This is a genomic window from Klebsiella sp. CN_Kp088 (assembly GCF_040064335.1).
Taxonomy (GTDB): domain Bacteria; phylum Pseudomonadota; class Gammaproteobacteria; order Enterobacterales; family Enterobacteriaceae; genus Klebsiella; species Klebsiella aerogenes.
The window spans coordinates 52,090-76,866 of the sequence record NZ_JBEAIQ010000028.1 but is presented as its reverse complement, the minus strand read 5'-3'; the positions used below and the strand labels follow the sequence as shown (position 1 = coordinate 76,866).

Here is a 24,777-nt window from a genome sequence, read left to right as displayed (position 1 = left end):
CCCTACTCCTGTTGTTACTGCGAAAGTTCGATGCGTTTGACATCGCCAAGAATAAACAGATAGGCCACTACGCCAAGCAGCGCCGCGCCGCCGATATAGACCAGCGCGTAGAAAAAACTACCGGAAGCGGCAACGATAAAACCGATAATCAGCGGCGTGAGGATCCCCGCCAGATTGGTGCAGAAATTAAAGATACCGGCGGTTATCCCGCCCATCCCCTGCGGCGCGATATCGGAGATTAGCGTCCAGCCGAGGCCAACCATACCCTGGCCAAAGAAGGCAAATGACATCATCAGGATCACCGCCAGGTCGCTCGGCAGCCAGTTGGCGGAAATAATGCTGCTGGCCATCATCAGCCCGACGACGATAGGCAGCTTACGCGCCAGATTGGCCGAACCGGTGGCTTTCAGCAGCTTGTCGGAGAGCCAGCCGCCAAACAGCACGCCACCCGCCGCGGCGAGAAACGGCAAGATGGCGAAGAAGCCTACTTTCAACCACGCCATGTGTCGCTCGGTCGCCAGGTACGTTGGAAACCAGGTCAGAAAGAAGACCAGCACGGTATTACCGGCGAATTGACCGACGCTGGCGCCAATCACCTGTCGTTTTGCCAACAGCTGGCGCACCAGCGGCCAGCTAAAAGCGTTTTGCTGCTGCTGCGCGCTAGCCAGTCCGCCGCCGCGAAGAATATGTTCGCGTTCACTGTCGCTCAGGCGGCTGTCCTGATGGGGTTCGCGGTAGCAACGCCACCAGACCAGCGCGAACAGGATGCCAACAACCCCGACGCTGATAAACAGCGCGCGCCAGCCGAAGCTGCCCATAATCCAGAACAGCAGCGGCGAGAAACAGGCCAGCCCGAGATATTCACCGACGGTGTAGACCGCCGTGGCCTTCGCGCGCTCCTGCTGTGGAAACCAGGTACTCACTACCCTGCTGTTGACCGGAAAACAGGGCGCTTCACTGACGCCAAGCCCGAAGCGACACAGCAACAGCGTTTTCAAGCCAATCGCCATACCGTGAAATAAGGTGAACAGCGACCACAGCGCCAATGAGAGGAAATAGGTCACCTTATTGCCGAAACGATCGAGGAAAATACCGCCGGGGATTTGCGCCAGCGCGTAGGTCCAGGCAAAGGCCGAAAAGACAATTCCCATGATGGCGGCATCAATGCCGAGCTCGGCGGTCAGTTTCGGCGCGGCGATACCGAGCACCGTGCGGTCGAGATAGTTAATCATCGTGCCGACGGCCAGCAGCGCCAGGATCCCGATACGCCGCCGGGAGCGAGGCGCGGTGGTCGCGGTATCCGCCGCCGTCGCCTGGTTATGGCTATAAGAGTTCATAGTCGTTTCCTGTCTTGAGTACAGATGAATGTTGTTATTGTGTTTGCGATGTTGTGTTGTGAACCATTTGCTACGTTTAACTGTACTGCATCGCCGAAAGGCGGACGGCGGCATTTACCGCGCCGTACTGGGCGTAACCGTCGCGCCGTTCGGTCAATTCGAAGAAGAAACGCCCCGCCGCGAATGGACGGGTATAAAGGTGGAGGAATTCGCCGCCGCGGGTATCACGGTCGTAGAGAATTTGCAGGCGTTGCAGCGTCTCTACCTGCGACTCTCCACCGAAGCGCGCCAGCAGATCCTCATAGTAATTCGCCGGGATCGGTAGCGCGTTCAGCGCGGCCTGCGGCAGATTTTCGAGCGTTGCGGGTAAATCGCGGCAGGCAAAAGCGGCGTGCTGTAGCCCGGCGCCCTGATAACAGGCGACCGAACGCGCTATCTGCGTGGCTCGACTTTGCGAAATATTCAGCGCCAGACGGATATCGCCCTGCGGGCTATGAACCGCCAGGCTGCGCACCAGGCCGTATGGGTCGGGCAACGTCTGTTCGTGTTCGAGACTGAAGCCGAAAACCGTACGGAAAAAGATAATCCAGTTGTCGCGGCTATCGGCCTCCATGCCTAACGCCAGATGGTCAATACCGCAGTAGTCGTCGCGCGGCGCGTCTGCCTGCAAATGAAAATCGCGGGCGTAGATGTCGTCACCGGTTTCAACCAGGTAGATCAGGCTGCCATCCGGGGCGCAAACCGCCGGGATCGAACTCTCATTAGGACCGGCATCCCCCTGCCAGGTGGCATAACCGTAGGCGCGGGCGCGCTCCACAACCGGTGCGCTGTGGCTAACCCGCAGCGCCATTGCGCACAACGAGATGCCGTGGCGCTGATGAAAATGGTCGGCCCAGCTGTGCGGCTGCGCGTTAACAATCACCCGCGCCTCGCCATTACGCCAGAGCGCAACCTGCTTGGAACGATGCTTGCCCTGGAGCTTAAAACCCAACTGCGCCAGGCGCTGGCCAAGCGCGACAGACTCCGCCGGACTGGCGGCGAATTCAATAAACTCCAGGCCGTCATAGTGCGGTAGCGCAGGTGGCGAAAATAACTCCGCATCGCTATCCGCAAGCTGCCGACGGGTCTGCTCTTCGAGCCACAGCAACGAACGATAGCCATCTTTCGCCGTGGCACCCGTGGGCGAGGCGCGAAAGCCGTCATTGAAAATCTCCAGCGACCAGGGTCCGCGATAGCCGCAGCGGGTCAGTTCACAGGCGAAATCCACCAGCGGCAGTTGTCCCTGGCCAGGGAAGCAGCGGAAATGACGGCTCCATTCGAGGACATCCATCTTCATCAACGGCGCGTCGGCCAGCTGCAGGAAAGTGATTTTCTCAACCGGCACCTCGGCAAGGCCTTGTAGATCATCACCGAGCGACAGAATATGGAAACTATCAAGAACGATGCCCATCGCCGGGCTGTTAACCCGCTGCACCCGTTCCCATGCCTGACGCCAGCGGTTAACGTGAGTACCCCACGCCAGCGCTTCGTAGCCAATGACAACCCCCTCCTGCTCGGCGAGATCGGCCAGCGCGCGCAGGTCGGCGACCTGCAGTTCGATATCGGCCGAACAGTCCGGCTGGACGTTGCTACAGAGCAGCATGGTATCGCAACCCAGTTCATGCATCAGGGCGAATTTCCGCTTCGCCCGCTGCAGGTTAGCGGCAAACTGCGCGCGGCTGGCGCCCTCGAAATCGCGAAAGGGTTGAAAAAGGGTGATTTTTAGCCCTAATTCAGCGGCAAGGTTGCGAATATCGCGCGGCGTGCCCGTATAATAGAGCAGATCGTTTTCAAAGATTTCAACGCCCTGATAACCGGCCGCGGCGATAGCGTGCAGCTTTTCGGGTAAAGTTCCGGATATCGAGACGGTAGCGATGGAACGCAACATAAGAGTCCTCGGGTCATCATTCGACATGAGCACTGACTATGTATCATTTGGTTCACATGCGCCAGATTTGGTTGCTAAATTGTGATCATTATGTGTATTTTTTGTCTCCATAGAAAAAGGAGTCGTTATGTCCCTCGTTGCTCATGATGAAGCACAATCCCTGAAAGAGCGCATCTTTGCCGCCGCCATCACCGTGTTTGCCGAATATGGCCTCCCCGGCGCGCGTATGGAGCAGATCGCCATCGAGGCGCAAACCACCAAGCGCATGGTGGTCTACTACTTCAAGAGCAAAGAGCAGCTGTACCAGGCGGTACTGCAACATGTGTATGCGCGGATCCGTGAAACGGAACAACAGCTGGGGCTGGAGCACCTGCCGCCGGTCGAGGCGCTGGTGCAATTGGTGAAATGGAGCGTGCGCTATCACGCCACTCACGCCGACTACATGCGAGTTATCTGTATGGAAAACATGCAGCGCGGCAAGTGGTTGAAGGGTTCCGGGGAGCTGAAACCGCTGAACCGTACCGCGCTGTCGATTATCGAAGATATTCTGCAACGCGGCCAGCAACAGGGGATTTTCCAGGCCGGTCTGCAGGCGCGCGACGTGCATCGGCTGATCAGTAGTTTTAGCTTCTATCAGGTATCGAATTTTTATACTTTTAGCAGCCTGTATCTCGACGATCCGCTGCCTGAAATCGACGATGAAGCAATGGTTTCACACCACTGCGAGATTGCGGTAAAAGCGGTGATTCGGTTCGTTATCTCTTAAGCATTACTTATGTCGGGGCGCGGGGTTTAGTGCCCCGACAACGCGTGAATCACCCTTTCCATCGCCTCGCGGGTGAGCGCTGAACGTTCAATTTTGCTATTTGCCAGCGCGGTGCGTACGACACCGGCAATAACAATATGTTTCGGCTCCTGACCAAGATCGCGCATTTCCAATACCACCTTACCCACTACGCGGCACATTTCCTGATAGAGTTCGTCGTCTTTCGCTTTATTTCCCATTATTAAGACTCGTAAATTATCATTATCAATCAATTCATTATTGATACGATTTTATAATAAAGCAAACTGCGCTATTTTTTTCCACTCAATGAAGCGTTTTACTGCCTTTAATAGGTTTGTAAATATCATAAAACGCCGTTTAATCTGATCCGCTGCGGCAAAAGTGTGTTGCAGCTTCGCGAGCGAATCGTGTGAATTTTGTTACATTAATCACACTAAAAATGAAACGCCGTTTTTATTTTCCTTTTTCGTTTCGGCAGCGTATAATGCGCCTCGATTCTTTCTTGAATGGTTTCAGCGCATTGGACTGCACAAAAAAACGTACAAAACATTGCCACTTTTCATGGGCTGAACCGCCAGCACACATTCTTCTGCACGCTCTTTTGTTGTCACCTATCCTTAGAGCGTGGCATTGCAACTTTCGTAACACAGGTTTGACTCCGCGGCAGTGCGCCCCCGGAGCGAGATTTCCATATCCTTCACAACTTAAAGACTAAGACTGTCATGAAAAAGACCAAAATTGTTTGCACCATCGGTCCGAAAACCGAATCCGAAGAGATGTTGACCAAAATGCTGGACGCGGGCATGAACGTCATGCGTCTGAACTTCTCTCACGGCGACTATGCGGAACACGGTCAGCGCATCCAGAACCTGCGCAATGTGATGAACAAAACCGGTAAGAAAGCCGCAATCCTGCTGGACACCAAAGGGCCGGAAATCCGCACCATCAAGCTGGAAGGCGGTAACGACGTCTCCCTGAAAGCGGGCCAGACCTTTACCTTTACCACTGACAAGTCCGTGGTCGGCAACAATGAAATCGTTGCGGTGACCTACGAAGGCTTCACCACCGACCTGAGCGTCGGCAACACCGTACTGGTCGACGATGGTCTGATCGGCATGGAAGTGACCGCGATCGAAGGTAACAAAGTTATCTGTAAAGTGCTGAACAACGGCGACCTCGGCGAGAACAAAGGCGTTAACCTGCCGGGCGTCTCTATCGCTCTGCCGGCGCTGGCTGAAAAAGACAAGCAGGACCTGATCTTCGGTTGTGAGCAAGGCGTTGATTTCGTAGCCGCTTCCTTTATCCGTAAGCGTTCTGACGTGGTTGAAATCCGCGAGCACCTGAAGGCGCACGGCGGCGAAAACATCCAGATCATCTCTAAAATCGAAAACCAGGAAGGCCTGAACAACTTCGACGAAATCCTCGAAGCATCCGACGGCATCATGGTTGCTCGTGGTGATATGGGCGTTGAAATCCCGGTAGAAGAAGTTATCTTCGCGCAGAAGATGATCATCGAAAAATGTATCCGCGCGCGCAAAGTCGTTATCACCGCGACCCAGATGCTGGATTCCATGATCAAAAACCCGCGTCCGACCCGCGCTGAAGCAGGCGACGTCGCTAACGCCATCCTCGACGGCACCGATGCCGTTATGCTGTCCGGCGAATCCGCGAAAGGTAAATACCCGCTGGAAGCCGTTACCATTATGGCGACCATCTGCGAGCGTACCGACCGCGTGATGACCAGCCGTCTGGATTACAACAACGACAACCGTAAACTGCGCATCACCGAAGCGGTTTGCCGCGGCGCAGTTGAAACCGCTGAGAAACTGGAAGCGCCGCTGATTGTCGTCGCCACCCAGGGCGGTAAATCCGCACGCGCCGTGCGTAAATACTTCCCGGACGCCACTATCCTTGCGTTGACCACCAACGAAACCACCGCCCGTCAGTTAGTCCTGAGCAAAGGCGTAGTACCGCAGCTGGTGAAAGAGATCGCCTCTACTGATGATTTCTACCACCTGGGTAAAGAGCTGGCGCTGCAGAGCGGCCTGGCGCGTAAAGGCGACGTGGTTGTGATGGTTTCCGGCGCGCTGGTTCCAAGCGGCACCACTAACACAGCCTCCGTGCACGTGCTGTAATAATTTACAGGTTATTTTATCTTTTTTTAAAGCGCTCCAGTCGGGGCGCTTTTTTTTATTCATTCACTAGCTGTTCTTAATAAAAATGCAAATCGGATTTTACTATTTAATAAGAGATTATCTAAGATGAATCCGATGGAAGCCTTCTGTTTTCACAGCGCTTTTTAAACTAGATCTACGAATTCGATGCTTCTTTGAGCGAACGATCAAAAATAAGTGCATTCGGATAAAAAAAATATTCTCATCCCAAAAAAGTTTGTGTAATACTTGTAACGCTACATGGAGATTAACTCAATCTAGAGGGTATTAATAATGAATCGTACTAAACTGGTACTGGGCGCGGTAATCCTGGGTTCTACTCTGCTGGCTGGTTGCTCCAGCAATGCTAAAATCGATCAGCTGTCTTCTGACGTTCAGACTCTGAACGCTAAAGTTGACCAGCTGAGCAACGACGTGAACGCAATGCGTTCTGACGTTCAGGCTGCTAAAGACGACGCAGCTCGCGCTAACCAGCGTCTGGACAACCAGGCTCACTCTTACCGTAAGTAAGAGTTCTGGTAATAAAAATGGCGCACATTGTGCGCCATTTTTTTTGCCTGTTGTTTTCCCCTACTGCGTCAGTTTAGTGTCATTCTGCTGGCTATTCTGCGCTGACAGCTCGGTCGTCGCGCTGCCCGCCCCTTCAGAAACCACCACCGGATAGCCCGCTCTTCGCGACAGCGCTTTTTTCAGCTGCAGGTCATCCACCGCTTTATCGTCAGAAAAGGCGTGAAACGCGGCAGGAAGCGTGTAAGAGATTGTCCGGGTATTTTCCCCTTCAGTTTGCGAAAGCGGCCTGTGGACCTCTACATAGCGTTTACCATCGGGTTCTACTGCGAACTTCACCGGCTGATTGATAATCCGTACCGGCGTGCCGGCGCGCACCTGGCTGAACAGCGCCTTGATGTCGTCAGCGTTCATTCGCATACAGCCGGAACTCACCCGTAGCCCGACGCTATCAGGCGCATTAGTGCCGTGGATAAGATACTCGCCGTTACCGTAGGCCAGTCGCAGCGCGTAGCGGCCTAATGGGTTATTGGGCCCGGCGGGGATCACCGGCGGCAGCTTAATGCCCTTCTCCAGCGAGCGCGCGCGAATACCGGCAGTCGGCGTCCAGGTCGGGTTAGGGATTTTCTGCCCGACACGGGTGGTCATCTCCGGCGTTTCCAGCCCCAACTGGCCAATGCCGAGCGGATAAACCTGCACCTGATTTTGCCCCGGCGGGAAATAGTACAGCCGCAGCTCGGCCAGGTTGACGACAATGCCTTCACGCGGGACATCCGGCAGCAGCATCTGCGATGGGATTAAGACCCGTGTGCCCGGCTTCGGCTGCACCGGCGCAATCGTATCGTTGGCTTCAAGAATCAGCATCGCCGCCGTGTCGAAATGGCGGGCGATAGCCTGCAGGTTGCGATCCCCTTCCTGTACCGTCCAGTATTGGTTTTGGCCAATCAAACGGCTGTTGGCTGGGGGAAGCGGATAATCGACAGCCCAGGCGCCGTGCTGCGCGCTCAGAGCTGCGAGAAGGGTCATTGCGATGAGAGACGCGCGTTTCATACTGAGATTCCTTCTTTCGCTGATAAAACGCCAGGATCTGCGCGGCGACGAAAGCGTTCGCCTTCGTCGCACGTAACAGAATGAAATCTACCTGTTTATTCTAGCTAAGATTTGCGGCTTTCGCGCGAATTGCGCGGATCATCGCTTCAAGGCCCTGCGAGCGGGAGGGGGTAAGATGTTGGGTCAACGCCATTTTTTCAAACCACGGGCGTACATCGAATTCGCTAATATCCTGCGCGGTCATGCGGTCATAAAGGATGAATACTACCGCAATCAGCCCTTTGACGATGGCCGCATCGCTATCGCCGCGTAGGGTAATCACGCCGGATGGCTCCTGCTCCATCACGATCCACACCTGGCTTTGGCAGCCCTGAATAATATTCTGCGCGATGTGTTCTTCCGCGCTGAGCGGCGCCAGGCGCTGGCCGAGTTCAATGATGTAGAGATACTTCTCTTCCCAGTTAGCGCAGCGAGAAAAGTTGCGCAGCAATTTGTCTTTGTCTGGTAATGCCGCCATAGTCGCGTCCTTTAACCCAGTAATTTGTGGATCCGCTGCAGCCCGGCCACCAGCCGATCCACCTCTTCCATCGTATTGTACATCGCCAGCGACGCCCGGCACATCGCCGGAACCTGATAGAACGCCATCAGCGGCATCGCGCAATGGTGTCCGGTACGCACCGCGATACCGTAGTTATCGAGAAAACTGCCGACATCGTAGGCATGATGTTTCCCGAGGTTGAAAGCGATGACGCCCAAACGATGTTGCGGGCCGTAAAGCGTTAAATCCGGCACCTTTTTCAGCTCCTGCAAGGCATAGCGCATCAGCGTCTGCTCATATTCGCCGATCTGCTCAAGCCCAATCTCGCTGACGTAGTCCAACGCGGCGCCGAGGCCAATAATTCCACCGGTATTCGGCGTGCCGGCTTCAAAGCGCCACGGCGCTTTCGCCCAGGTGGTGCCCTCCCTCAGGCTGACGGTGGCAATCATCGACCCGCCGCCTTCCCACGGCGGCATCTCCTGTAACAACGATTCTTTGGCGTACAGCACGCCGATACCGGTCGGCCCGTACAGCTTATGCGCCGAGAAAACGTAAAAATCGCAATCCAGCGCCTGCACATCCACCGGGTGATGCATCACCGCCTGCGCGCCATCCACCAGCACCTTCGCGCCATGCTGATGCGCCAGCGGGATCAGCGCCGATAGCGGGTTTTCTGTCCCCAGTACGTTCGACACCTGGGTTATCGCCAGCAGCCGGGTGCGGTCGTCAAATAGACCGGAAATAACATCGAGTTGTAGGGTACCGTCCTGGTTGAGCGGGATCACTCTTAGCTCGGCGCCGACGCGGGCACAGAGCATCTGCCACGGCACGATATTGGCGTGGTGTTCCATTTCGCTGACGATAATATTATCGCCGGCCCCGACGTTAGCCCCGCCCCAGCTATTGGCTACCAGATTGATGCCTTCGGTGGTACCTCGTACGAACACCAGCTCTTCCGGCGAGCGGGCATTAAGAAAAGCGGCCGCCTGCTGGCGTACCTGCTCCATCCGCGCCGTCGCTTCGGCGCTCAGGGTATGGATACCACGATGGACGGCAGCGTAACCATGGCGATAAAACTCGGCTTCGGCGTTAATCACCGCTTCCGGTTTCTGCGCGCTGGCGGCGCTATCGAGATAAACCAATGGTTGGCCGTTAACCTCTCGGCTCAACACCGGGAAATCGGCGCGCAGGCGTTCTACTGAAAATGTCATGCATCCCCTCCCGGCAGGCGCTTGCCAATGCGCGCCAACACCTGTTGTTTCAGCGCGTCATCGCTAATGGCTTCAGTAAGTTCGGCGGCGAAGGCGTAAAGGATCATCTGCTGCGCCGCCTGTTGTTCGATGCCGCGCGAGCGCAGATAGAACAGCTGTTCGTCATCGATACGACCGACGGTGGCGCCGTGGCTGCATTTGACGTCGTCCGCGTAAATTTCCAGCTGCGGTTTGGTATCGACTTCCGCCAGCCTTCCCAACAACAGATTGTTATTGGTCATCTGACCATCGGTTTTCAGCGCGTGTTTCGCGACGTTAATCAGGCCATTAAATACCGCCCGCCCCTTATCGCTGACGATGGTTTTGTGTAGTTGACGGCTGTTGCAGTAGCCAACGCGGTGATCGAGCCAGGTACGGCTGTCGCAGACCTCGTTTTTCACCGGCATCGCCAGCGAGTTAATGCGCAGATTGCTGTTTTCACCGGCCAGACGGGTACTGGTATGGTGTCGTAACACCGCGCCGCCCAGCAGGAAGCTGCTGCTGAATGCCGAAGCATCGCGGCCAAGCAGCAGATCGTTATGGGCGAAGTGGTAGCTTTGCCCATTTTCAAACGCCAGCTTGATATGCTGCAGATGGGCGTTGTCGGCGACAGACATCGTCAGGCGTCCGCCGGTGAAATGCCGCTGCTCATCAAGGCTAATATAGTGTTCGATGATGGTCGCCTGCGCCCCGCTCTCCAGCGCCAGATGATGGCGATAGTGAGCGGTATTAAGCTCGTCGCCGGCCAGTCCGCTGGTAATATGCATCAGCAGCAGCGGTTTCTCCGGGCGCTGATTGCGCTTCACATCGATGCGGGTTACCGTCTGCGCCAGACTTTCGGTGAGATGAAGAAACACTTCCGGCTGTACCGCATCCGGCAGATGCTGGCGCTGGTTATCAACGCTAACGTCAAAACCGCTAGCGGTGAGATCGTCGCTGAGCGCCGGGCTGAAGCGGCCATCAACAAACACCATCCGCCAGGCGTCGAGGTTGAGCGCCAGCGCGTCGCGCTGCGCCACGCTGAGTGTAGCCGGCGTCGCAACAAACGTGCCGCTTAGCAGCGCGTCCAGCGGTGTGTATTTCCAGTTTTCATGTTTGCGCGTCGGCAACCCCAGGCGCAACAGCTGTTGCAAATGCTGATTGGCCTGCGGCGTGCGTTCTTCGCCCTGTGCTTCAAACAGATGATGCCACTGCTGCAGCGCGTTACTGCTGTTCGGTAAGCCAGCCATAGCCCTGCTCCTCCAGTTGTTTAACCAGAGTGAAATCGCCCGACTTGACGATTCGCCCCTGATACAGCACGTGGACATAATCCGGTTTGATGTAATCAAGGATACGCTGATAGTGGGTGACGATAATAAAGGCGCGTTTGCCGTCACGCAGTGAGTTAACCCCCTCCGAGACAATCTTCAGGGCATCAATATCCAGCCCGGAATCCGATTCATCGAGGATACACAGCTCAGGCTCAAGCACCGCCATTTGCAGAATATCGTTGCGTTTTTTCTCGCCGCCGGAGAAACCAACGTTCACCGAACGAGTTAGCAGATCTTCCGGCATCTTCAGCAGTTTGATCTTCTCTTCCATTAAATCCTGGAAATCGAAACGATCCAGCGCCTCCAGGCCGCGATAGGCGCGTACGGCGTTGAGCGCGGTTTGCAGGAAAAACTGATTACTGACGCCTGGGATTTCCACCGGATACTGAAAAGCCATAAAAATGCCCTCCCCGGCGCGATCCTCCGGGGCGAGTTCGAGCAGGTCTTTGCCCTTAAACTCGACGCTACCGCCGGTGACTTCGTAATCCTCCCGTCCGGCGAGGGTAGCCGAGAGCGTACTTTTCCCTGAGCCGTTAGGGCCCATGATCGCGTGGACTTCGCCGGGGCGCACCTCAAGGTTCAGCCCGCGCAGGATCTCTTTGTCTTCTACGGCGACTTGCAAATCTTTAATACTTAACATCTTTTTTCCTTAATTATCAGCCGACGCTATGTTCAAGGCTAATAGCCAGCAATTTTTGCGCTTCGACGGCGAACTCCAGCGGCAATTCTGAGAACACGTCTTTACAGAATCCATTGACGATCATTGAGATCGCATCATCTTCGCTAATACCCCGCTGCAGGCAGTAAAACAGCTGGTCTTCACCAATCCGCGAGGTGGTAGCTTCGTGTTCCAGCTGGGCGCTGTTATTGCGGCATTCGACGTACGGGAAGGTATGCGCCCCGCAGTCCGGGCCGATCAGCATCGAATCGCACTGGGTGAAGTTCCGGGCGTTCGTCGCGGTCGGCATAATTTTGACCAGCCCGCGATAGCTATTCTGGCTGTGGCCGGCGGAGATCCCTTTCGAGATGATGGTCGAACGGGTGTTCTTGCCGATATGAATCATTTTGGTCCCGGTATCCGCCTGCTGATGGCCGCTGGTCAGCGCCACCGAGAAGAATTCGCCGATCGAGTTATCGCCGCGCAGAATGCAGCTCGGGTATTTCCATGTTATAGCCGAACCGGTTTCCGACTGGGTCCACGACATCTTGCTGTTTTCGCCTTCGCACAGCGCGCGCTTGGTGACGAAGTTAAGTATGCCGCCGGTATTGTTGTCGCCGGGGAACCAGTTCTGCACGGTGGAGTACTTCACTTCCGCATCTTTATGAATGATGACTTCAACCACCGCCGCATGCAGCTGGTAGCTGTCGCGGACCGGCGCCGAGCAGCCTTCGATATAGCTCACGTAGCTACCCTCGTCGGCGACCAGAATCGTACGTTCAAACTGGCCGGTTTTCTCGGCGTTGATGCGGAAATAGGTCGACAGCTCCATCGGACAGCGCACGCCTTTCGGCACGTAGATAAAGGTGCCATCGGAAGCGACCGCGGCGTTCAGCGCAGCGAAGAAGTTGTCGTTGCCCGGCACTACGGTACCGAGATACTTTTTCACCAGTTCCGGATGATCGTGAATCGCTTCGCCAAAGGAGCAGAAGATGATCCCCTGCTCCGCCAGCTTCTCACGATAGGTGGTTGCCACCGATACCGAGTCGAAAATGGCGTCCACCGCCACTTCTTTGCCTTCGCGTACCGGTACCCCGAGCAGGTTAAAAGCTTCCTCGACTTCATTTGTCAGGAAGGTGTTTGCCCCGGTCTGTTGCACCGCGCCGGGCTCCGAGGCGCAGGTCTCGTCGCAGTTGCCGCAGGATGGCGCCGAGTAGTAGCTGTAATCCTGATAATTAAGCTTATCGTAGTGCGCTTTCAGCCAGTGCGGCTCCTCCATCTCCTGCCAGGCCTTAAAGGCGTTGAGACGAAATTCGAGCATCCACTCCGGTTCATTACGACGAGCGGAAATCGCGCGTACCACCTCTTCATTAATGCCTTTGGCCAGCTCATCGGTTTGTAGCTGGGTAAAAAAGCCTTCTTTATAGTTGAGCGGGCCGCCGGTCCAGCTTTTGACATCGTCAGTTGCTTCAGTATTTCGAGACATAGTTACTCCGCCTGAACCCCGAAGCTTTCGCCGCAGCCGCATTCGTGCTGCGCTTTCGGGTTATGAAACTTGAATATTTCATTTAAGCCTTCGCGAACATAATCCAGTTCGGTACCGTCAATGAACGGCATCGCCTGCAGCGGCGCAAACAGCTTGGCACCGTCGCGTTCAAACAGCAGATCGTCGTCCGCCGGCTCGGCAATCATTTCCAGCACGTAGCCAAAACCGGCGCAGCCGCTGGTTTTAATCCCCAGGCGCAGTCCCTGTTTGTCCGGCTGTTTGTGCATCAGATCGCGAATATGGGCCGCCGCAGCGGGGGTCATCGTTAGCCCCTGCCAGTTGAAATCGTCAGGATTAAAGGTGTTTGTTTGTAGTTCCATCGCTCTACCTCATCGAGTGCCGCCATCGGGCCATACCCTCATGTTAGTGATAATGATTATCACTTCAACCCTGCCGGAGCAGGGGTATTCGGCCATTTCGCCCGTTTCTGCGCTTTTCTATAAGCATAGACCCTGGTGAAGGGGTTATCAGGAAGCAATTCTTATATTTAATAGATTGATAAATAATAAGTTATTGAGAATAAGAGCACAGGCGAAGCGGCAATGGAAAAGATGTATCGAAAATACCGATTTATGCGATAGAGACCGGAAATGGCACTTTTCGTCAGTGTTGGGGATATGAAGGGGGTTAATCTACCGCAGAAAATCACAGGATAAGCAGGTCGTTCATAAAGGAACTCTAATGACGAAGGTCACCAAATTTAGTTCGCTCGCGGTTTTGGCTGTCGTGTTGTGCGGGATATATAAAACCGCGTCGATTGCCATGGCGGCTAGCGCCGATTACTCGCGCGCGGACTGGCTCACCTTCTATCTGATTGCACCGAGCGAAGTTAAACATGCCCCCCTCATCAATGACAGCACGCCGATTCACTTCAGGGCTGCTGATGGCGCCTCCCCCCAGATAGACGAGATTGAATACGCCAGGGATACGGACGAAAACATCTTGTCTGAATACCTACGCGCTTTAGGTTATCGCCAGGAAAAAGATCCGGTATTCGGCACCCGCTGGTCTTTGCAAGGCACCGATAAAAGCGCCTATATTGCTGCGACTGAAAATTCAATCAGGCTGACGTTTACGGATTGAAATACCTGAGACAACGGATAGCAGCTGGCGTTGTCGAACTCCCATCTTACTTTCGCAAACAAGCAACATACTTTTCCCCGCTGCGACGGACGATCTCCCCGGCGTTATTCAGAATCTCCCGCCCCTCAAACGCGCCGTAGATTTGGCTGAATTTCACGTCCGCCAGCCGATGAATGATATCCGTGACCGTTGATGCCGGCAGCGGTAGCATATTGGGATAGCTCCACATGAAAGAAACGGCGTTTGCTCCGGGCGCCACCTGGACAATATCGCCGGATAATAGGAGGCCGTCGCCCTGCGCCCAGTGCAGGACGCAGCCACCAGCAAAATGCCCACCCAGGCGAATCAGACTGGCATCGGCCGTCAGTTGCAGGCTATCGCCCTCCCAAAAGGTAATCCACGGGCTGTCTCGCATGACCCACTGGCGGTCATCCCCATGCAAATAGATTGGCGCCTTGAACTCCGCCGCCCAATCCTGCATACAACTGTAGTAATGCGGATGTGAGATAGCGATGGCTTTCAGCCCACCCAGCGCGGAAACCAGCGTTTTTGTCGCCTCGTCGAGGTTGGCGATGCAGTCCCATAGAATATTGCCCTGCGGCGTACGCAGCAGAAATGCCCGCTGATTAATGGCAAAGCCAGGAATAGTGCGAATGCTAAAAAGCGCGCTGTTATGCTGTTGCCACTTATTGCTGTGCGATGCGGTGAGCTTATTTAATGCAATCCACTGCTGGCCGCCCACCGGAACAAATTGCCGTTCGTCTTCGCATATCGGGCAATGTTGCGGAGGGTTTTCGCTAAATTCATATGAGGTACCACAAGCTTTGCATAGCGTAATCGTCATCTCTTTCTCTCTATTCCAGCATCCGATAACAAGCATGGCACAGCTTATTTTAGCGGTGTGGCAGATTGTGCAGAGCGCAAAAACCTACCTGCTTTGGTAGCGTTCTGTGTTTTTTATCGTTTGTCATAACGGGCATAATCAACCGGCACCAGTAGATGAACGATCGCCGGGGAAAAGGATGCGCAAATTTACAGCACTACTATTAATGGGGTTACTTACCGGCTGCTCGGTTAACGCGCCGCAAAGCGCGCAATACAATGCCGAGTACTCCCAGCGCCAGGATATACGCACGCAGAACGTATATCGATTTAAGATCAAACCGCTGCAACCCAGCGGCGGAAAATATTGGGGTGCGGATAATTTAACGCAGGTTTTTTACGTCAGTGATAAAAATGCCGCAGCCATTGAATTACGTTTCAATTTCCCCACCGCCACGCTGCAGGCTTCATCGTTAGACGAGCAAGGGAAAGTAGTAAGTACTCAAACGTTCGCCTTGTTAGCCGAATCCGCGACGCCGCCATCGGGTTCGGACACGAAGTATTTATATCTGACGAAAAGTGGCGAGTTACTTAGCAAATGGAAAAACTGTACTCCGGATATGAGCGTGGGTTGTAGTTGGGGGGGACATCAAATATTTATCACCCACAGCGCCGATCTGGCAGTGCAGTATGCAACCGGTGGCGCGGGTTTAGCTTTTCTGCTGATTCCATTTTACAATTCCGAAGCCCGGCTACAGATTTTCGCCAAAGCGCCAATCGGCGCAGCTGGCGACGAATAGAACGATTCAATTTTGTGATGCGATCGGTTAATTCTTAAAAACAGGGTTGGTTTAGGCAGCGTTTACTCATGTACAATTCGCGTCGTTTGTAAATGTTTACCGATGCAAAGTCGGATTATGGTTTACGGGAGCGAGTGTCGTACAGGATGATTGATATCAGTATTATGTCGATGTGCATGGTAGTGCTGCTGGTGATGAGCGTGTTGCTGGAGTAACCCTCCCCCTACTGTTTTTGTCAGCTTATGTAACCCCGGAATTAAACATAAAATTACCTCGCTGCTTCTCCAGCCGGGAAGGAGTCAGGCTGCGCCTTACCATCCTGCAAAACGGAGTTTACGCCCTTTGTCAGGAGGCAGCCGAAAAAATTTGCCAAAAAGGGTTCGCCCGCGGGTATCCAGCGGGCTTTTTTTTGTTTACGAGCGTCTGTCGCGGGCATAAAAAAACCGCCGTGGTGAACGGCGGTTTACTGTTTCAGAGTGAATATGCGCTCGGCGTATTAACTCTTCACTTTACGGTAGATAAACAGCACAACGATTGCGCCAATCACCGCCACAACAAAGCTGCCGAAGTTAAAACCGTCAACCTTGCCAAAGCCGAATAACGTACTGATCCAGCCACCGACTACCGCACCGATAATACCGAGGATCACGGTGACAATAAACCCACCGCCGTCTTTGCCCGGCATAATCCACTTAGCCAAAATACCAGCGATCAGACCAAAAATGATCCAGGAAATGATACCCATGGTTAACTCCATCCTCTTTGTTACCGTGAAAGTATTTCGTAATTAAAATAGTAGCATAATTACAACGAATGATTTAACAAATATATATTTATTAGATGATTGCTTGCCGTTTCGCTAGCCCTGGTCTACAGATTATTCAGTGCTCGTTAATAACGAAAGGGGTGAAGAATGGGGTATTACGTACTGAAAAAGTCTGATAAGAGCGTCCCACAGCCGTGGTATTTTCTGCTGAAGGCGGACAACCATGAGACCATCGCCACCAGTGAGATGTACTCATCGAAAGATGCGGCCAAAAAGGGCATCGCCTCGGTACAGAAAAACGGTGTCAGCGAGGTCATTAAGGACGAAACGCAATAAACAAGAAGGGGATGCAAGTGCATCCCCTTAAATTATTCTGCCGACCGCTACACCACGGCGGTGGTCAGTCGTGATGAGCAGCACAAACGCCCCTGCTCATCGGAGATATCGATTTGCCACACCTGATGGCGCGACCCCACATGTAGCGCGGTACAAACCCCACGCACCCGCCCGCTGCGTACCGAACGAATATGGTTGGCATTCACTTCCAGGCCGACCACTTTCTGTTCCCCTTCGGTACACAGATAGCCCGCGACCGAACCCAGCGTTTCAGCAAGAACCACCGATGCGCCGCCGTGGAGCAGGCCAAATGGCTGATGTGTGCGGTGATCCACCGGCATCGTCGCTTCAATGGCGTTATCGCTGATGGCCACAAAGTGAATATCCAGCAGGCCAACCATGTTCCCCTCGCCCATCGCGTTAAGCTGCGCTAGCGAAGCCTGACGTTTCCAAATCATCCGATAATCTCCAGCAGAGCCTGCAGCGGGTGACGCACTCCGCTGCCTTCGATACGCTTCACCTGACTGCGGCAGGAATAACCGGTAGCCAGACAGCGGCTGCGCGGTAAACGCGCCATCGCCTGCTGCCAGGAAAGCGCGTAAATCGCCAGCGAGTTGGCATGGTTTTTCACTTCATGACCATAGGTACCGGCCATACCGCAGCAACCCGTACTGATGTACTCCATTTTCGCCCCAAAACGGGCAAATATTTCCGCCCACTGTTTGGGCGCGGCCGGTAGCGCCGTCACTTCCGTACAGTGGCCAAACAGATACCAGGGTTCGCCGCTATTGTCCTGGCCGGCCGATGGCGCTATCGCCTGGGTCAGCCACTCATGCGCCAGCATCACGCGAAAATCGCCGCGTTTCTCGCCCAGCGTCTGGTTATATTCATCGCGATAGCAGAGCACCAGCGCGGGGTCGACGCCAACCATCGGTATATCCAGCCGCGCTACGCGGTTGAGAAAATCAGCGGTTTTCTGCGCGGTACGCGCAAAGCGCGTCAGGAACCCCTTGATATGCTGCGCTTTACCGTTCGGCGAGAACGGCAACAGCACCGGCTGATAGCCAATTTTTTCAATCAGGCGGACAAAGTCAGCCACCACCTGCGCTTCGTAATAGCTGGTAAACGGATCCTGTACCACCAGCACCTTCTTCGCACGCTGTTCGACGCTCATCGCCTCCAGATCCTCAAGCGTGGTATTGGCGGAACGATGGCCTGCCAGCTGCTGCTTGAGCGACGGCACGGAGAGCAACGGTAGATCGACCATACCGATATGTTTTTCCGACAGCTTGCGCATCCACGGCTGATTGATAAAGAAGTTGAATGTTTTTGGCGCCTGGGCCATCAGCGGCGCGTAGGACTCGACCGTCGCAACCAGATGGTCGCGTACCGGACGCAGGTAGCGGCTGTGATAAAGCTGCAGGAAGCGGGAACGGAATTCCGGCACGTCAATCTTAATCGGACACTGGGTTGAACAGGCCTTACAGGCCAGACAGCCGGACATGGCCTCTTTCACTTCATGTGAGAAATCATATTCGCCTTTACGCGCATGCCAGCTGTTGCGGGTACGCTCGATCAGGGCGCGCAGGCTTACACCTTTCTCCGGGAGTTCTTGCTCCAGTTTGTTCGGGTCTATCCCGCGGTCGGCCAGCAGGCGTAACCATTCGCGCACCAGCGTCGCGCGGCCTTTCGGCGAATGGATGCGCTGATTGCTGACCTTCATTGACGGACACATCGGGCTTTTTACATCGAAGTTAAAGCACAGACCGTTGCCGTTACACTCCATCGCGCCGCGCCAGGCGCTACGCACGGCGATGGGAATTTGGCGATCGTAGGTGCCGCGTTTCACCGCATCGACTTTCATCATCGGCGCGTCAACGCCTTCGGGCGGGCAAATTTTCCCCGGATTCAATCGGTTATCCGGATCAAAAGCGGCTTTCACTTTACGCAGTTCGCTATATAACTCCTCGCCAAAGAAGGCCGGACTGTACTCGGCGCGGAAACCTTTACCGTGTTCGCCCCACAGCAGACCGCCATATTTGGCCGTCAACGCCACCACCTCGTCGGAGATCTGCTTCATCAGCACCTCCTGCTGCGGATCGCACATGTCCAACGCCGGACGAACGTGCAGCACGCCGGCGTCGACGTGTCCAAACATGCCGTAGCTCAGACCATGTCCGTCGAGTAAAGCACGAAACTCGGTGATGTAATCCGCCAGATGCTCCGGTGGCACGCAGGTATCTTCTGCAAAAGGAATCGGTTTAGCGGCGCCTTTAGCATTGCCCAGTAGACCTACCGCCTTTTTACGCATGGCATAGATGCGCTCGACGCCATCGAGTTCATGACAGACCTGCCAGCCAATCACCCCGGCGGCGCCCTGCGCCATCAGCTCATCAAGACGCTGACACAGGGTGGTTACCTGGCCGTCTATTAATTCAGCATCATCACCGGCAAACTCAACAATATTGAGCCCCAGCATCTCTTTTTCCGGCACATCGGCGATCAGTTCGCTCACCGAGTGCCAGACGATATCTTCGCGCGCCAGATTAAGGACCTTCGAATCGACGGTCTCCACCGACAGCGCCTTTGCTTCAACCATGAAGGGGGCGTTACGCAGCGCCGAATCAAAAGAGTCATACTTGACGTTGACCAACCGGCGTACCTTCGGCAGACGCGTAATATCGAGCCGCGCTTCGGTGATAAATGCCAGCGTGCCTTCGGAGCCGGTCAGAATGCGCGTCAGGTCGAACTCGCTCATCTCATCATTGAACACGTGACGCAGATCGTAGCCGGTCAGGAAGCGGTTCAGTTTTGGGAATTTATCGATGATCAGCTGACGCTGCGCTTTGCAGCGCTGATAGACGGTACGGTAGATGCGGCCAATCGCTGACTGCTCGCGCCCCAGCGTTTCCGCCAGCGCGGCGGGAATGGGTAAGGTATCAAGGATATCGCCGCCCATGAGAACCGATCGCACCCCAAGCACATGATCGGAGGTTTTACCGTAGACCAATGACCCCTGTCCGGAGGCATCGGTATTGATCATACCGCCGAGCGTCGCGCGGTTACTGGTCGACAGTTCAGGGGCAAAGAAATAGCCGTAGGGCTTAAGAAACTGGTTAAGCTGGTCTTTGATTACCCCGGCTTCGACCCGCACCCATCCCTCTTCGGGGTTGATTTCGATAATACGGTTCATATAGCGCGACATATCGACGATAATCCCCGCGTTCAGCGCTTGACCATTGGTGCCGGTACCACCGCCGCGTGGGGTAAAAATCAGCGATTTAAAGCGTGGCTCCGCCGCCAGCCGCGCCAGTAAAGCGACGTCTGCGGTGGAACGGGGAAACAGAATGGCGTCCGGCAACAGCTGATAGACGCTGTTATCGGTCGCCATGGTGAGCCGGTCGGCATAGCTGGTGGCGGTATCGCCGGTGAAACCTTGTTGCTCCAGTACCTGCAAAAAATTCAGCACCAGCTGAACGACGCCCGGCGCTTGAGAAATCTGTGGGATCATGACGCTTGACCCTGCCTGAATATGTTGTGTTTAGAAGATGTAATAATGCGCAATTAAACGTTTGCGTGGCGCACTCAACTTTTTATCACATTTTTTTCATATCCGCCCACGAGATTTACGGGCAAAATCAGGCGCGCGAAATTATTGATATTATTATCTGTACATGGAATTACGCTGCGTCAGCATTGAGACGCGACTGGAAAGGTAAATTTTCTCTATGATTAACCAACATCAGCCCCGGGACATACCGCAAATTCTGCTGTCGGTGCTGTTTTTGTCCCTGATAATTATTTCCTGCCTGTGGGTTGTGCAACCATTTATTCTCTCTTTTGCCTGGGCCGGTACCGTGGTCATCGCCACCTGGCCGGTGCTGCTGCGTCTGCAAAAGCTGCTGTTTGGCAAGCGCTCGCTGGCGGTGCTGGTGATGACGCTGCTGCTGTTTTTACTGTTCGTTATTCCTATCGCCTTACTGGTGAATAGCCTGGTCGATAATAGCGCCCCGCTGATCAAAATCGTCAGCACCGGCCAGGTAACGCTGCCGGATTTCGCCTGGCTGAACTCGATTCCGCTGATCGGCGATAAACTCTATTCCGCCTGGCATAGCCTGCTGGAGATGGGCGGCGCGGCGATTATGGCTAAGGTTCGCCCTTATATTGGCGCCACCACCACCTGGTTTGTCGGCCAGGCGGCGCACATTGGTAAACTTCTGGTTTACTGCGGACTGATGCTGTTGTTCAGCGCCCTGCTTTACTGGCGCGGCGAGCGCGTCGCCTATGGTTTCCGCTACTTCGCGACCCGTCTGGCCTCAAAGCGTGGCGATGCTGCGGTGGTCCTCGCCGGACAGGCGGTACGCGCCGTAGCGCTGGGCGTGGTTGTCACCGCGCTGGCTCAGGCGGTGCTCGGCGGTATCGGGCTGGCGATAAGCGGCGTGCCTTACGCCGCGCTGTTGACCGTGGTGATGATTTTCACCTGTCTGGTACAGCTGGGGCCGCTTATCGTGCTGGTCCCTTCAATTATCTGGCTATACTGGACCGGCGATACGACCTGGGGCACGGTGCTGCTGGTGTGGAGCTGCGTGGTGGGTACGATGGATAACGTGATTCGCCCGGTATTGATTCGCATGGGCGCCGACCTGCCGATGATTCTGATCCTCTCCGGCGTTATCGGCGGCCTGATCGCCTTCGGGATGATTGGCCTGTTTATCGGTCCGGTGCTGCTGGCCGTCTCCTGGCGTCTTTACGACGCCTGGGTGCAGGAAGTGCCGCCACCGCCGCTGGACCCGGATCTGGTTCTGGCGGAGCTCGCCGAGCTTAATGCCAGCCATAACAAAAGCGAAAAGTAACCGAAAGGCGGGGAAACCCGCCTTAAACTTAAGCTAAATTTATCAATCCCCCGCCACTTCCGGCATATTCATGTTCCAGCTCGATATTTACCTCTCATATTCTTCACACTGATTTAACTATTGAGAAGAATCCGATCGACGCCAACAGCCCTGATGCCTACTATTAGCCCACGGTTATAGATCAAGATATTGATTTATAAGCATGGAAATCCCCTGAGTGAAACAACGAATTGCTGTGTGTAGTCTTTGCCCATCTCCCACGATGGGCTTTTTTTTACGTCAAAACCAACCATCGCGAAACGTTGCTGAAGGCAAAAAAAATCCCCGGCATCTCTGCCAGGGATTGGGCTATCCGCGTTGAACTTATTTATTCAGTTCAGCCAGACCTAACCAGGTTTGCACCACGGTATCCGGGTTCAGGGACAGGCTATCGATCCCCTCTTCCATCAGCCAGGCGGCAAAGTCTTCGTGGTCGGACGGCCCCTGGCCGCAGATGCCCACGTATTTGCCCTGTTTTTTCGCCGCGCGGATGGCCATCGACAGCAGCGCTTTCACTGCGTCGTTGCGTTCATCAAACAGCTCAGACACGACGCCGGAGTCGCGATCGAGGCCCAGCGCCAGCTGCGTCATGTCGTTCGAGCCAATCGAGAAGCCATCGAAGTACTCGAGGAACTGCTCCGCCAGCAGCGCGTTCGACGGGATTTCGCACATCATGATGATCTTCAGCCCGTTCTCGCCGCGCTTCAGTCCCTGACGTTCCAGCTCTTCAACCACCGCTTTCGCCTGCGCCACGGTACGTACGAATGGCACCATCACTTCCACGTTGGTCAGGCCCATGTCGTTACGCACGCGTTTCATCGCTTCACACTCCAGCGCGAAGCAATCGCGGAAGCTTTCTGAAACGTAGCGTCCGGCGCCGCGGAATCCGAGCATCGGGTTCTCTTCTTCCGGCTCGTAACGCTCGCCGCCCACCAGGTTGGCATACTCGTTAGATTTGAAGTCGGACAAACGCACGATCACCCGTTTCGGGTAGAAGGCGGCGCCAAGGGTAGCGATCCCTTCGGTCAGGCGGCCAACGTAGAACTCTCTCGGTGAGTCGTAGCCTTTCATCAGCTCGCGGATTTCGTTCTGCAGGCCCGGCTCCTGGTCGTCAAATTCCAGCAGCGCGCGCGGGTGAACGCCAATCATGCGGTTGATGATGAATTCCAGACGCGCCAGGCCCACGCCTTCATTCGGCAGGCAGGCGAAGTCAAAGGCGCGATCCGGGTTGCCGACGTTCATCATCACCTTCAGCGGCAGATTCGGCATCTCGCCAACGCTTGAGCTCTTCACGCTGAAGTCCAGTAGCTCCGCGTAGACGTAGCCGGTGTCGCCTTCAGCGCAGGAAACGGTGACGTTCTGGTTTTCCTGGATGCGATCGGTCGCATCGCCGCAGCCGACCACCGCCGGGATGCCCAGCTCACGGGCGATAATCGCCGCGTGGCAGGTACGCCCGCCGCGGTTGGTGACGATCGCCGAGGCTTTCTTCATGATCGGTTCCCAATCCGGGTCGGTCATGTCGGTGACCAGCACGTCGCCAGGTTCGATACGGTTCATCTCACTGATATCGTGGATAACCTTGACCGGGCCGGCGCCGATACGGTGGCCGATGGCTCGCCCTTCGGCAATGATCTGCCCCTGGGCATGCAGCGTATAACGCTCCATCACCTGACCGCGCGAACGGACGGTTTCCGGGCGCGCCTGGACGATAAACAGCTTACCGGTATGGCCATCTTTCGCCCACTCGATATCCATCGGACGACCGTAGTGCTTCTCGATCTGCACCGCCTGCTTCGCCAGCTCTTCCACTTCCTCGTTGGTTAACGAGAAAACATCGCGCTGCGCCTGCGGCACATCTTCGATGCGCACCTGCTTGCCGTGTTCCTGAGTCGGCGCGTATACCATGCGAATTTTTTTCGACCCCATGGTACGGCGCACGATAGCCGGGCGATTAGCCGCCAGGGTCGGTTTATGGACGTAAAATTCGTCGGGGTTCACCGCGCCCTGCACCACCATCTCGCCGAGCCCCCACGCCGAGGTGATAAACACCACCTGGTCGAAACCGGACTCGGTATCGATGGAGAACATCACGCCGGAGGAGGCCAGGTCGGAGCGCACCATCCTCTGCACCCCGGCAGATAGCGCCACGCCGCGGTGATCGTAACCCTGATGCACGCGATAGGAGATCGCGCGATCGTTAAACAGTGAAGCGAATACGTGCTTCACGGCAACGAGCACGGCGTCAAAGCCCTGCACGTTGAGGAATGTCTCTTGCTGACCGGCGAAGGAAGCATCCGGCATATCTTCCGCCGTCGCGGAAGAGCGCACGGCAAACGAGGCCTCGGCGTCATCGGCGGACAGCAGGTCATAAGCTTCGCGAATCGCGTTTTCCAGTTCGCTCTGGAAGGGGGTGTCGATGATCCACTGACGGATCTGCGCGCCCGCTTTCGCTAATGCGGAAACGTCGTCAATGTCGGTTTCATCCAGCAGTGCATAAATGCGCTGGTTAACACCGCTTTGGTCCAGGAACTGATCGAAAGCATCAGCGGTGGTGGCGAACCCGTTTGGTACGGAGACACCCATACCGGACAGGTTAGTAATCATTTCACCAAGGGAGGCATTTTTGCCCCCAACTCTGTCTACATCATTCATGCCGAGTTGGTTATACCAAAGCACCAGCGGTGACGAGCCATTGTTGGACATCGAGACAATCCTTTTGTGATTTAATACAAATTATAGAAAACACACGATCGACTACGGTATTCATCCTGACATATTTATGCCGCTGAAAAAAACGGTGAATCGTTCAAGCAAATTAATTTTCTGTTTTTCGGATTGTTTTCCAGAATTGTCTAACTCTATGATTAAAATGAAATCTATTGATATTTGATACAAATAATGGGCAAAATCAGAAACTGGACCTGCCATTTCATTAAAAACAAAAATAGCGTTTCATTTTTTTAAGTGAGACAAAGGTTAAAGCTCTGTGCTTAA

At 54.9% G+C, this 24,777-nt stretch carries 24 protein-coding genes and 1 other RNA gene; 9 read left to right on the top strand and 16 right to left on the bottom strand.

Going from position 1 to position 24,777, the window contains the following annotated elements:
- Positions 1-14: 14 nt before the first annotated feature.
- Entirely contained in the window at positions 15-1,337 is a 1,323-nt protein-coding gene (locus tag ABLV08_RS17885; protein WP_015367003.1) for an MFS transporter, read from the bottom strand.
- Positions 1,338-1,413: 76 nt separating this feature from the next.
- Positions 1,414-3,264, bottom strand: coding sequence for a TIM barrel protein (locus ABLV08_RS17880; protein WP_348856092.1), 1,851 nt, complete (start codon positions 3,262-3,264; stop codon positions 1,414-1,416).
- Positions 3,265-3,391: 127 nt separating this feature from the next.
- Here ABLV08_RS17880 and ABLV08_RS17875 point away from each other — a divergent pair, with 127 nt between their 5' ends.
- Positions 3,392-4,030, top strand: a complete 639-nt coding sequence (locus ABLV08_RS17875; protein WP_015367005.1) for a TetR family transcriptional regulator — start codon at positions 3,392-3,394, stop codon at positions 4,028-4,030.
- 26 nt (positions 4,031-4,056) lie between these two features.
- Here ABLV08_RS17875 and fumD read toward each other — a convergent pair whose 3' ends face one another.
- A complete protein-coding gene (gene fumD / locus ABLV08_RS17870; protein WP_015367006.1) occupies positions 4,057-4,269 on the bottom strand; it encodes a fumarate hydratase FumD in 213 nt (70 codons plus the stop codon).
- Between the two features lie 235 nt (positions 4,270-4,504).
- Entirely contained in the window at positions 4,505-4,636 is a 132-nt protein-coding gene (locus tag ABLV08_RS17865; protein WP_161799851.1) for a hypothetical protein, read from the bottom strand.
- 137 nt (positions 4,637-4,773) lie between these two features.
- On the opposite strand from ABLV08_RS17865, the gene pykF reads away from it, so the two are divergent.
- Complete coding sequence (pykF, locus tag ABLV08_RS17860; protein WP_015705134.1) at positions 4,774-6,186, top strand: pyruvate kinase PykF; 1,413 nt, start codon at positions 4,774-4,776, stop codon at positions 6,184-6,186.
- A 312-nt stretch (positions 6,187-6,498) separates the two neighbouring features.
- Positions 6,499-6,735 carry a major outer membrane lipoprotein gene (locus tag ABLV08_RS17855; protein ID WP_002908860.1) on the top strand — a complete coding sequence of 79 codons (237 nt, stop codon included), beginning with the start codon at positions 6,499-6,501 and terminating at the stop codon, positions 6,733-6,735.
- Between the two features lie 60 nt (positions 6,736-6,795).
- Here the strand turns inward: ABLV08_RS17855 and ABLV08_RS17850 are convergent, their stop codons facing one another.
- From ABLV08_RS17850 to sufA, 7 genes are all read right to left on the bottom strand, one after another.
- Positions 6,796-7,782, bottom strand: a complete 987-nt coding sequence (locus tag ABLV08_RS17850; protein ID WP_020079084.1) for a L,D-transpeptidase family protein — start codon at positions 7,780-7,782, stop codon at positions 6,796-6,798.
- Positions 7,783-7,882: 100 nt separating this feature from the next.
- Positions 7,883-8,299, bottom strand: a complete 417-nt coding sequence (gene sufE / locus ABLV08_RS17845; protein ID WP_015705132.1) for a cysteine desulfuration protein SufE — start codon at positions 8,297-8,299, stop codon at positions 7,883-7,885.
- A gap of 11 nt (positions 8,300-8,310) precedes the next feature.
- Positions 8,311-9,531 carry a cysteine desulfurase SufS gene (gene sufS, locus ABLV08_RS17840; protein ID WP_348856091.1) on the bottom strand — a complete coding sequence of 407 codons (1,221 nt, stop codon included), beginning with the start codon at positions 9,529-9,531 and terminating at the stop codon, positions 8,311-8,313.
- Positions 9,528-10,799: a Fe-S cluster assembly protein SufD gene (sufD, locus tag ABLV08_RS17835; protein WP_045366933.1), complete on the bottom strand. Its 1,272-nt coding sequence runs from the start codon at positions 10,797-10,799 to the stop codon at positions 9,528-9,530. Before sufD ends, sufS begins: the two co-directional genes overlap by 4 nt.
- Positions 10,774-11,520, bottom strand: a complete 747-nt coding sequence (gene sufC / locus ABLV08_RS17830) for a Fe-S cluster assembly ATPase SufC (RefSeq protein ID WP_015367012.1) — start codon at positions 11,518-11,520, stop codon at positions 10,774-10,776. The genes sufD and sufC overlap by 26 nt, the downstream gene beginning before the upstream one ends.
- Before the next feature lie 16 nt (positions 11,521-11,536).
- Positions 11,537-13,024 carry a Fe-S cluster assembly protein SufB gene (gene sufB / locus ABLV08_RS17825; protein WP_015705129.1) on the bottom strand — a complete coding sequence of 496 codons (1,488 nt, stop codon included), beginning with the start codon at positions 13,022-13,024 and terminating at the stop codon, positions 11,537-11,539.
- A 2-nt stretch (positions 13,025-13,026) separates the two neighbouring features.
- Positions 13,027-13,404 (bottom strand): Fe-S cluster assembly scaffold SufA, encoded by a 378-nt coding sequence (gene sufA, locus ABLV08_RS17820; RefSeq protein WP_015367014.1) that lies wholly within the window; start codon positions 13,402-13,404, stop codon positions 13,027-13,029.
- Between the two features lie 361 nt (positions 13,405-13,765).
- On the opposite strand from sufA, the gene ABLV08_RS17815 reads away from it, so the two are divergent.
- Positions 13,766-14,167, top strand: coding sequence for a hypothetical protein (locus tag ABLV08_RS17815; RefSeq protein WP_032707813.1), 402 nt, complete (start codon positions 13,766-13,768; stop codon positions 14,165-14,167).
- A gap of 46 nt (positions 14,168-14,213) precedes the next feature.
- On the opposite strand, the gene ABLV08_RS17810 is transcribed toward ABLV08_RS17815, so the two are convergent.
- On the bottom strand, positions 14,214-15,011 hold the full coding sequence (locus ABLV08_RS17810) for an MBL fold metallo-hydrolase (RefSeq protein ID WP_348856089.1): 798 nt from the start codon (positions 15,009-15,011) through the stop codon (positions 14,214-14,216).
- A gap of 178 nt (positions 15,012-15,189) precedes the next feature.
- Here ABLV08_RS17810 and ABLV08_RS17805 point away from each other — a divergent pair, with 178 nt between their 5' ends.
- Positions 15,190-15,789: a hypothetical protein gene (locus tag ABLV08_RS17805; RefSeq protein WP_032711440.1), complete on the top strand. Its 600-nt coding sequence runs from the start codon at positions 15,190-15,192 to the stop codon at positions 15,787-15,789.
- Between the two features lie 496 nt (positions 15,790-16,285).
- Here the strand turns inward: ABLV08_RS17805 and ABLV08_RS17800 are convergent, their stop codons facing one another.
- Positions 16,286-16,534: a GlsB/YeaQ/YmgE family stress response membrane protein gene (locus ABLV08_RS17800; protein ID WP_015367020.1), complete on the bottom strand. Its 249-nt coding sequence runs from the start codon at positions 16,532-16,534 to the stop codon at positions 16,286-16,288.
- Between the two features lie 168 nt (positions 16,535-16,702).
- On the opposite strand from ABLV08_RS17800, the gene ABLV08_RS17795 reads away from it, so the two are divergent.
- Entirely contained in the window at positions 16,703-16,891 is a 189-nt protein-coding gene (locus ABLV08_RS17795) for a YegP family protein (protein WP_015705124.1), read from the top strand.
- 47 nt (positions 16,892-16,938) lie between these two features.
- Here ABLV08_RS17795 and menI read toward each other — a convergent pair whose 3' ends face one another.
- A complete protein-coding gene (gene menI, locus ABLV08_RS17790) occupies positions 16,939-17,349 on the bottom strand; it encodes a 1,4-dihydroxy-2-naphthoyl-CoA hydrolase (protein WP_015367022.1) in 411 nt (136 codons plus the stop codon).
- A complete protein-coding gene (locus tag ABLV08_RS17785) occupies positions 17,346-20,402 on the bottom strand; it encodes an FAD-binding and (Fe-S)-binding domain-containing protein (protein ID WP_015367023.1) in 3,057 nt (1,018 codons plus the stop codon). The genes menI and ABLV08_RS17785 overlap by 4 nt, the downstream gene beginning before the upstream one ends.
- 217 nt (positions 20,403-20,619) lie before the next feature.
- Here ABLV08_RS17785 and ydiK point away from each other — a divergent pair, with 217 nt between their 5' ends.
- Positions 20,620-21,744 (top strand): AI-2E family transporter YdiK, encoded by a 1,125-nt coding sequence (ydiK, locus tag ABLV08_RS17780; protein WP_015367025.1) that lies wholly within the window; start codon positions 20,620-20,622, stop codon positions 21,742-21,744.
- 170 nt (positions 21,745-21,914) lie between these two features.
- An RNA gene (gene rprA, locus ABLV08_RS17775) (antisense sRNA RprA) lies at positions 21,915-22,022 on the top strand.
- An 85-nt stretch (positions 22,023-22,107) separates the two neighbouring features.
- Here the strand turns inward: rprA and ppsA are convergent.
- On the bottom strand, positions 22,108-24,486 hold the full coding sequence (ppsA, locus tag ABLV08_RS17770; protein ID WP_015367026.1) for a phosphoenolpyruvate synthase: 2,379 nt from the start codon (positions 24,484-24,486) through the stop codon (positions 22,108-22,110).
- Between the two features lie 76 nt (positions 24,487-24,562).
- Here ppsA and ABLV08_RS17765 point away from each other — a divergent pair, with 76 nt between their 5' ends.
- On the top strand, positions 24,563-24,673 hold the full coding sequence (locus ABLV08_RS17765; protein WP_072201375.1) for a hypothetical protein: 111 nt from the start codon (positions 24,563-24,565) through the stop codon (positions 24,671-24,673).
- Positions 24,674-24,777: the final 104 nt, after the last annotated feature.

Coding starts and splice junctions, on each gene's coding strand:
- ABLV08_RS17855 (WP_002908860.1), top strand. CDS start 6,499: ATGAATCGTACTAAACTGGTACTGGGCGCGGTAATCCTGGGTTCTACT.
- menI (WP_015367022.1), bottom strand. CDS start 17,349: ATGATTTGGAAACGTCAGGCTTCGCTAGCGCAGCTTAACGCGATGGGC.
- ABLV08_RS17785 (WP_015367023.1), bottom strand. CDS start 20,402: ATGATCCCACAGATTTCTCAAGCGCCGGGCGTCGTTCAGCTGGTGCTG.
- ABLV08_RS17850 (WP_020079084.1), bottom strand. CDS start 7,782: ATGAAACGCGCGTCTCTCATCGCAATGACCCTTCTCGCAGCTCTGAGC.
- sufD (WP_045366933.1), bottom strand. CDS start 10,799: ATGGCTGGCTTACCGAACAGCAGTAACGCGCTGCAGCAGTGGCATCAT.
- pykF (WP_015705134.1), top strand. CDS start 4,774: ATGAAAAAGACCAAAATTGTTTGCACCATCGGTCCGAAAACCGAATCC.
- ppsA (WP_015367026.1), bottom strand. CDS start 24,486: ATGTCCAACAATGGCTCGTCACCGCTGGTGCTTTGGTATAACCAACTC.
- sufB (WP_015705129.1), bottom strand. CDS start 13,024: ATGTCTCGAAATACTGAAGCAACTGACGATGTCAAAAGCTGGACCGGC.
- sufA (WP_015367014.1), bottom strand. CDS start 13,404: ATGGAACTACAAACAAACACCTTTAATCCTGACGATTTCAACTGGCAG.
- ABLV08_RS17885 (WP_015367003.1), bottom strand. CDS start 1,337: ATGAACTCTTATAGCCATAACCAGGCGACGGCGGCGGATACCGCGACC.
- ABLV08_RS17805 (WP_032711440.1), top strand. CDS start 15,190: ATGCGCAAATTTACAGCACTACTATTAATGGGGTTACTTACCGGCTGC.
- ABLV08_RS17815 (WP_032707813.1), top strand. CDS start 13,766: ATGACGAAGGTCACCAAATTTAGTTCGCTCGCGGTTTTGGCTGTCGTG.
- ABLV08_RS17810 (WP_348856089.1), bottom strand. CDS start 15,011: ATGACGATTACGCTATGCAAAGCTTGTGGTACCTCATATGAATTTAGC.
- ABLV08_RS17795 (WP_015705124.1), top strand. CDS start 16,703: ATGGGGTATTACGTACTGAAAAAGTCTGATAAGAGCGTCCCACAGCCG.
- ABLV08_RS17865 (WP_161799851.1), bottom strand. CDS start 4,636: ATGTGTGCTGGCGGTTCAGCCCATGAAAAGTGGCAATGTTTTGTACGT.
- ydiK (WP_015367025.1), top strand. CDS start 20,620: ATGATTAACCAACATCAGCCCCGGGACATACCGCAAATTCTGCTGTCG.
- ABLV08_RS17765 (WP_072201375.1), top strand. CDS start 24,563: ATGCCGCTGAAAAAAACGGTGAATCGTTCAAGCAAATTAATTTTCTGT.
- ABLV08_RS17880 (WP_348856092.1), bottom strand. CDS start 3,264: ATGTTGCGTTCCATCGCTACCGTCTCGATATCCGGAACTTTACCCGAA.
- sufE (WP_015705132.1), bottom strand. CDS start 8,299: ATGGCGGCATTACCAGACAAAGACAAATTGCTGCGCAACTTTTCTCGC.
- ABLV08_RS17800 (WP_015367020.1), bottom strand. CDS start 16,534: ATGGGTATCATTTCCTGGATCATTTTTGGTCTGATCGCTGGTATTTTG.
- sufC (WP_015367012.1), bottom strand. CDS start 11,520: ATGTTAAGTATTAAAGATTTGCAAGTCGCCGTAGAAGACAAAGAGATC.
- sufS (WP_348856091.1), bottom strand. CDS start 9,531: ATGACATTTTCAGTAGAACGCCTGCGCGCCGATTTCCCGGTGTTGAGC.
- fumD (WP_015367006.1), bottom strand. CDS start 4,269: ATGGGAAATAAAGCGAAAGACGACGAACTCTATCAGGAAATGTGCCGC.
- ABLV08_RS17875 (WP_015367005.1), top strand. CDS start 3,392: ATGTCCCTCGTTGCTCATGATGAAGCACAATCCCTGAAAGAGCGCATC.